This window comes from Clostridioides sp. ZZV14-6387 (assembly GCF_020657835.1).
GTDB lineage: Bacteria > Bacillota > Clostridia > Peptostreptococcales > Peptostreptococcaceae > Clostridioides > Clostridioides difficile_A.
This window is the reverse complement of record NZ_JAGWCW010000034.1, coordinates 40815-47606: the sequence shown is the minus strand read 5'-3', so window position 1 is coordinate 47606 and position 6792 is coordinate 40815. Positions and strand designations below refer to the sequence as shown.

The window sequence follows — 6792 nt, the reverse complement described above, 5'->3', positions numbered from 1 at the left end:
GAGCTGATAAATTAGCTACTGCAATAGTAGAAGCTATAACTAAACATATAAGTTCAGCAGAAGAAAACAATTATAATAGATATAAACATACTATAGTCTATTCTGGATATGATAAAGTATCAGCAGACATTTTAGGATTATATTATAAGAGAGAAAAAGAAAGTTACTTAGTAACAGATATAAAAGACTATAAACCACATAGAACACAAAATTTGTATGTAATTGGTGGAGTAACTTGTAATAAAATGAAGGAAATGAGTAAGACTACAGGAGAAAAATTTACTCAACTATATGATAGTGATGTATGGTCAACAATGGATAGGGCTAGAGAATTTGTAAAAGCAAAATTATAAATTAAAAGACAACCTTTAAAAATTAATTGTTAATAAAACTAATAAAATTTTCAACTCAGAAGGAGCATTATATGTTAACATTTTTAGATTTGTTTGCTGGCATTGGAGGTTTTAGGCTAGGAATGGAAAGAGCAGGGCACAAATGCGTAGGCCATTGCGAATACGATAAATTTGCAAACTTAAGTTACAAAGCAATGCATAACCCAAAGGAGGATGAATGGTTTGAAAAAGACATTAGAGAAATTAGAGCAGAAAATATTCCCAAAGCAGATGTGTGGTGTTTTGGATTCCCATGTCAAGACATTAGCATTGCAGGTAACAAACTTGGATTCAAAGGAAATCGTTCAAGTTTATTTTTCTCAGTTACAAAACTTATTAGAGAACTCAAAGAAGAAAATAAACCCAAGTACTTACTTATTGAGAACGTTAAAAATCTACTTAGTGTTAATAGAGGATTTGACTTCGCCAAACTTCTCATTGAGTTGGATGAAATCGGCTACAATGCAGAATGGCAAAATCTCAATTCTAAAAACTTCAGAGTTCCCCAAAACAGAGACAGAATATACATTGTTGGACATCTTAGAAGAAGAAGTACAAGAGAAGTATTTCCTATCGCAGGAACGAGTAGAAAAACTACTCTTGAGCAATTAAATAATCCTAATCACAGTTCAAACAGGATTTATGATTCAAATGGATTATCAAAGTGTTTATTAAGTAAAGGTGGGAACAATACAGGTCTTTATAGAGTTGGCAATATCAATCCTAGTGGAAAAGGTGAAAGCCCAAATATATTAATTAAAGAGAATACTAAAAAAGGATACGTTAAAGCATCTATAGGAGATGGAATAAGACTAGATCATATAGAAGGTAAAACTGGCCGTGGAAGAGTTCAGCACAAAAAAAGTTGTACTTTGACTACTGCAAGTAATGCTGGCGTAATTGGCAAAAAATTTAGAGTAAGGAGGTTGACTCCAAAAGAATGTTTTAGGCTACAAGGATTTCCAGACGATTATTACTATAGAGCAGCAAGTATTTGTTCAGAAACTCAACTATACAAGCAAGCAGGCAATAGTGTTACTGTAGATGTTGTTGAAGAAATAGCAAAGAAATTAAAATAGAATATTAATACAATGCAAAATGTGGTAGGTTTTTCCTTCCACCCCTTGCATTGTATTAACTTTTTTGGAATAACTTACCTGTACTATCTTAAATAAAAAAATGCTACTATATTATAAACATTTACAAGGAGTGCATCATGTTAATACAAAGCTTAAAACGTGGCGAATTGAGTGTAATGAAAATCTTTTGGAAAAGAAGTTCAAGCATATCAAAGAAAGAAATTATTCGCCTTTGCAATGAAAAATACAAGTGGCGGAAATCCACAACAAAAATTCTACTTAAAAGACTTGTTAAAAAAAGAGTCTTGCTTAAAAGAATTAAATTTTTCCACATATATTACATACCTATACTCTCAGAAAAGGAATACATTAAATGTAAAATGAATAATTTAGAGCCAAATTATCTGGATGGATACTTTGTACGATTAATGTCTACTGCACATAAATTCAAAAATATAGATGAAGAAGATTAAATATCTCCTTCACCTATCCTTGCTATATTTCAATAAACTTTCAAGTAAAAGTTGACTCAGCAAATCATGTTTATCATAATGTTTATTTTTATCTGCAAATTCATTAAACATATCCCACACTGTATTATTTATTCTAACTGTAGTTCTTTTTATAGATTGATCTGGAAGATCTATAGATATATCATTTTCTTTAATGACACCTATATGACAACTATCATCTTTAGCTTTAAACCATTCCAGCACACTTTTTATATTATCAATTTCACTAGATAAATATTTAATATCATCATCAATCTTACTGTTAATGCTATCTATATGATATTTGTCATCATAACTTTTATTATCTTCTACAAACTTGTTTCCAGCTCTTTTATATCCTTTCTTATTAAGCCACTTCCTTATAGTACTTTCATTTACCTCTAACTCATCTCCAACTTTTTTAAGACTTTCAAATTCACTTAATTTATTATTAATACAATCAACAACTTCATTAATATTTTTTTCTTTCAAATCACTCCAAGTCATATAAAACCTCCTCAAAAAAAATAATAGATTACAAATATCATATATTTGTAATCTATTATACATACTATAAACTAAATCCTTTTTTATTTCATCATTTTTTTGTATCCTTTTGCATTTGCAAAAACATGTTTATCTACATCGCTCATGACTATTATGCCAGGTATGTTCTTTTTAAATGCTTCACCTAACAATTTAGCACCTCCACCCATAACAACAACAGCAGAAGTTGATATTGGGTAATTTAATTTCAATTCATTGTATATTTGTTTAAATAATCCAACAGACGCATCTATATTTTTCTTTATATCTTGTTTTTCACCATTTAGGTAAAACCCTTTGTCTATGTAGTCTTGTATTTTTTCTCTTTTTATCTCAACCTTACCTAAAAATCTTTCATCCATTTCAAGAGATTTTTTTATTGCATCATATATATTTATCGTTCCAACATTTACAGAATATGGATCAGTCGCTTTATTTCCTTGTACAAGCGCAATATCTGTTGTCTTTCCACCAATATCAACTAAAACAACATCTCTTCCTGCAACCTGGTCAACTATGTCTTTTGCATAATATAAGTATCCTGTAACACCTTCCGGAAATACTTGAATAGATCTTATTGTTATATCTCTTTTAGTAGTTTCATTTCCTCTTACAAATTCAACATGATATTCTTCACCTTGTATTTTTTCAATAAGATCTTTTCTTAATCCAGCAAATTGTTTTACCGGTAGACCTAGTCCTAAATCAACAATTTCATCATCTGTATTTCTGCATATAGCCCCAAGTAAAAGCGGCAAGAAGTTTTCTTTCTCGTATTTAACTATATTTATTTCCTCGTCACCTTCACCTAGGTAATATGTTTTATTGCCTATTTTAACGGCATCTGAATCTGAACCAAAGTTTTTTACCTCTGTAACTTTACTTTCAAAAATATCATCTGTACTTGTTTTAACTGCATAATTTCCAATATCTATACCTAATTTACTCATTTATGTTATTTCCCCCTTTTATTCTAAACTTCCAAAATCAAAATTATTTGCTGGATCTTCTATTTCTTTTTTCTGTTCAACTACAGCATTATCCTTTTTTTCTTGCATTTTTTCCCAAACAAGCTCTTTTAAATAAGCTGTAGCTGATAATTTCTCATCTAAAAACTTTTCAATTGCTTTTTCTTTATCATTGTTTTTAAATGTTAGAACTATCCTACTCATTCAACCACTTCCTTTTTTGTAAAATATTATAAAATTTATTAATATTTACATATATTTTACCAAATTTTACACAGTAATTCAATAGATTTATAAGATATTTTTTATAAAATTTTATACTTTTTTATAAAACTAATTATCTTTAATTTATCTCAAATATGTTTCTTTAATTTCTAAACGTATTGTTATAGCATGAAAAAGAAGGTTAAGCAAATACTTAACCTTCTTTTTCATACTACTTCAGTTACTTTTTTATCTTTAATTAGCATTTCTAAAAGTTGCTGCTCCTCTTTATCTTTATAACCTTCTAGGTAAGGTTTATAATTTTTTCTAATGTACTCTAAATCATTTTTATATATATTAAATGCACTATAAAAATTATAGTCTGACATATCAATGTTTCCTACAGTAGTATCTATTATTTGATTATTTAATACTCCCCAAGCATGCCTAAAAGCTACTTTTGTTTTTAAATCATGTACATAGCCTATGGAATAGTATTCTACTTCACCATATAGCAATAATTCATAAGCATTATTATAACATTCTCCTAATTCATGCTTATAAATTTCTTTTAATTTTTGACTTAGTTCATAATTATAATTCATTCAAGTTACTCCTTTTCCAGCAAAGTGATATAAAATCGTATCATTTTGAAGGTTTTGTGATATAATAAAAGCAAGAAGAACTACAATCTATTTTGCGGCAGAGTGGAGTTCATCATAAACATAGTTTATTTTTTGAATTTAAACATAAATTTAAATTCAACCTGTAAGTCACTCTTTGCGCGAGAGTGGCTTTTTGCTTTTTTGAATAGTTTACTAATTAAGTAAACTACCACGCTAGCTGTTAAACTAGCTAAAACATTAAACAAAAAGTTATCCATGAACTCACCTCCCTTCGAATCGTTGGGAGGATAATCTTTTGTACATGAACTCCACTCTTATAGATTGTATTACGCTCTTCTTGCTAGATTTAATTATACCATATTTTGTAATGCCAGTTAAGAATTTGCACTGCAATATTCAGAAAGCTTGTACCAATTATTTTACTATTTTCAAATTTAGACACTTTTTATACTTGTTTTAAATATAATTATAAGGCATAAATCTTAACAAATCCTATAATTATATCTAGTTTTTAGACATTTTTAATTTGAAAATACATAAATAAAACCCTCATACTAGCTACTTAAAACAAATACAAGGACTTATTCAATATTGCACTTCTTTACTTATGTTTTTGTAATGAAATTTCCTTTATAACCTTGTTACAATTTTCAACTAACTCATTTATATTATATTTGGTGAAATTTTGTATATGTTCATGTAAAGTAGAAACCATACTTGTGCCTGTTCCATCCTTATTTTCATCATAAAATACAGGTCTAGAATTTATAATTTCTTCAACTGTTTCAACGATATCAATTTTACTTAACTGTGAATAATATTGATTTTTTAATTGCTGTAAATTTTCATAGGTAATTTGAGTATCAACACAGAAATTATATAGTTCAGTATCAGATTTTTGATTATATGCTACTTTATAGTATTTACACTCATTATTAAAATATCTGACGTTATTTTTTAAATTATTCATGCAATGTATAATTTGATTTACTGCCTCTATTGGTAGTTTAAAATTATAATACATTTCATGGTAGTACCCACTTAGTAAATACTCACTTTGGCATACTTCTTTTTGAATATTATCCCAAAACCACAATTCTATTTCAAATTTACTTTTTATCATACTTATTTTATTGTGAACTTCGGTATGATTATCCATTGATGTCATAACTATAAATTTAGCTATATTAAATGGTAGATTTTCTGCACTCTCAATATCATCCTTTATGACATTAATAAGTTTTTCAGCAGATTTTGGATTAAAATAATTCTTGCATTGTGCTACATAATATTCCCCCATTTTAACTTGTCCTAATATATCAATCCCACTCTGAAATTGACCCTTTTTCCCATATAATATGAATCGTGTATTATAGAAACTTGAAAGTACGTCTGAACATAAATCTTCAAATTCTTCTGGAGATTTACTCTTAGGAATCTGCATAAGTGATGGTGTTGGCATATAATACCTCCCTTTGGATATATTCTAAATTTAAAAGCTTTCATCTGTATCATTTCTTCACTTCCTTTAGTTTATATTAACATATTTCAGGCTTGCATCTCCACCCTACTTACCTTGAGGATGGAGTATTTCGCCTATCTTGGATAAACATTCTTTTGTAGCTGGATCAATATATTTATAAACATAATACATAATTATTTTCTCCAATCCTTAATTGTCATATTTGCAGCCCTTATATATTTCAAATAATTCTTGCCATGTATATCCAACTTCTAATATGTGAAAAATATCCTCTATTTGTTGGAAAATCTCAGCAACTTTATATTCAAATGTTGGCATTAATTCCATTAAATTAGCCAAAGATCCAACCCTAATCTCTAATGTTATATCTATAAGTATTTTTTTATTTGTTGCTGTATATTCTTTCCATCTAGGATAAACTGAAATCAAAGAACTACTTCCAAAACTTTCTAATGTTTCAAAATCATATGATATCAAATTAATATCTAATTCATTCTCACAAAATTCTATATCCATATTTTCAAAGTTATATAGCACACTTAAAATATTATTTTCATATAACATTTCAACCTTGGCATCTAACTTTTCAATTCTCTTTAAAAAATTAATAGATTTTTTACTTACTTCATATTTCATATCTATCTTTCTTTCTCTGAATCTTCTTTTTCCCTTCGTCTTTTCCTTAAAATCTTCTTCTGAATATGTACTCCAATCTTCTTCCTTGTAATCAAAAAAGATGTGCTCAGTATCCATATCGCCTTTACTTAATTTATTAAATATTGGATTTAGTTCATTTATTAAATAAACTTCAAAAAAATCCATATTATATCTACGTGGAAGTTCAATATATTTTAGTATTAATTCTTTATTACACCAACCTTCTTCTTTATTACTCAAATGAGATGAATGCCTTACATATATATCTTCTGTTTTTCCAACATATAAACATTCTTCTGTAGCTGGATCAATATATTTATAAACATAATACATTTTTTATTTTCTC

9 protein-coding genes and 1 pseudogene are annotated in these 6792 nt (G+C 27.9%); 3 read left to right on the top strand and 7 right to left on the bottom strand.

What is annotated here, in order from left to right:
* The 3 genes and pseudogenes from KGF38_RS17525 to KGF38_RS17515 all read left to right on the top strand — a co-directional run.
* A pseudogene (locus KGF38_RS17525) lies at nucleotides 1-353 on the top strand (N-acetylmuramoyl-L-alanine amidase); the annotation flags it as partial.
* 71 nt (nucleotides 354-424) lie between these two features.
* The gene (locus KGF38_RS17520; RefSeq protein ID WP_227832604.1) at nucleotides 425-1471 is read left to right on the top strand and encodes a DNA cytosine methyltransferase; all 1047 of its coding nucleotides are present in this window, start codon (nucleotides 425-427) and stop codon (nucleotides 1469-1471) included.
* A 137-nt stretch (nucleotides 1472-1608) separates the two neighbouring features.
* Nucleotides 1609-1944 (top strand): BlaI/MecI/CopY family transcriptional regulator, encoded by a 336-nt coding sequence (locus tag KGF38_RS17515; protein WP_227832603.1) that lies wholly within the window; start codon nucleotides 1609-1611, stop codon nucleotides 1942-1944.
* Between the two features lie 9 nt (nucleotides 1945-1953).
* On the opposite strand, the gene KGF38_RS17510 is transcribed toward KGF38_RS17515, so the two are convergent.
* The 7 genes from KGF38_RS17510 to KGF38_RS17480 all read right to left on the bottom strand — a co-directional run bounded on the left by KGF38_RS17510 (nucleotide 1954) and on the right by KGF38_RS17480 (nucleotide 6779).
* Nucleotides 1954-2469, bottom strand: a complete 516-nt coding sequence (locus KGF38_RS17510; protein WP_227832602.1) for a hypothetical protein — start codon at nucleotides 2467-2469, stop codon at nucleotides 1954-1956.
* Nucleotides 2470-2552: 83 nt separating this feature from the next.
* Nucleotides 2553-3458 (bottom strand): ParM/StbA family protein, encoded by a 906-nt coding sequence (locus KGF38_RS17505; protein ID WP_227832601.1) that lies wholly within the window; start codon nucleotides 3456-3458, stop codon nucleotides 2553-2555.
* An 18-nt stretch (nucleotides 3459-3476) separates the two neighbouring features.
* Entirely contained in the window at nucleotides 3477-3680 is a 204-nt protein-coding gene (locus tag KGF38_RS17500; protein ID WP_021373347.1) for a hypothetical protein, read from the bottom strand.
* Between the two features lie 227 nt (nucleotides 3681-3907).
* On the bottom strand, nucleotides 3908-4285 hold the full coding sequence (locus tag KGF38_RS17495) for a hypothetical protein (protein ID WP_227832600.1): 378 nt from the start codon (nucleotides 4283-4285) through the stop codon (nucleotides 3908-3910).
* A gap of 125 nt (nucleotides 4286-4410) precedes the next feature.
* Complete coding sequence (locus tag KGF38_RS17490; protein ID WP_054277857.1) at nucleotides 4411-4563, bottom strand: type I toxin-antitoxin system toxin; 153 nt, start codon at nucleotides 4561-4563, stop codon at nucleotides 4411-4413.
* Nucleotides 4564-4907: 344 nt separating this feature from the next.
* Entirely contained in the window at nucleotides 4908-5768 is an 861-nt protein-coding gene (locus KGF38_RS17485) for a hypothetical protein (RefSeq protein ID WP_227832599.1), read from the bottom strand.
* Between the two features lie 210 nt (nucleotides 5769-5978).
* Entirely contained in the window at nucleotides 5979-6779 is an 801-nt protein-coding gene (locus KGF38_RS17480; RefSeq protein ID WP_227832598.1) for a GIY-YIG nuclease family protein, read from the bottom strand.
* Between the last annotated feature and the right edge of the window lie 13 nt (nucleotides 6780-6792).

Excerpts from the sequence above, each read along its gene's own strand:
- KGF38_RS17515 (WP_227832603.1), top strand. The coding sequence starts at position 1,609 with ATGTTAATACAAAGCTTAAAACGTGGCGAATTGAGTGTAATGAAAATC.
- KGF38_RS17520 (WP_227832604.1), top strand. The coding sequence starts at position 425 with ATGTTAACATTTTTAGATTTGTTTGCTGGCATTGGAGGTTTTAGGCTA.
- KGF38_RS17510 (WP_227832602.1), bottom strand. The coding sequence starts at position 2,469 with ATGACTTGGAGTGATTTGAAAGAAAAAAATATTAATGAAGTTGTTGAT.
- KGF38_RS17490 (WP_054277857.1), bottom strand. The coding sequence starts at position 4,563 with ATGGATAACTTTTTGTTTAATGTTTTAGCTAGTTTAACAGCTAGCGTG.
- KGF38_RS17505 (WP_227832601.1), bottom strand. The coding sequence starts at position 3,458 with ATGAGTAAATTAGGTATAGATATTGGAAATTATGCAGTTAAAACAAGT.
- KGF38_RS17480 (WP_227832598.1), bottom strand. The coding sequence starts at position 6,779 with ATGTATTATGTTTATAAATATATTGATCCAGCTACAGAAGAATGTTTA.
- KGF38_RS17485 (WP_227832599.1), bottom strand. The coding sequence starts at position 5,768 with ATGCCAACACCATCACTTATGCAGATTCCTAAGAGTAAATCTCCAGAA.
- KGF38_RS17495 (WP_227832600.1), bottom strand. The coding sequence starts at position 4,285 with ATGAATTATAATTATGAACTAAGTCAAAAATTAAAAGAAATTTATAAG.
- KGF38_RS17500 (WP_021373347.1), bottom strand. The coding sequence starts at position 3,680 with ATGAGTAGGATAGTTCTAACATTTAAAAACAATGATAAAGAAAAAGCA.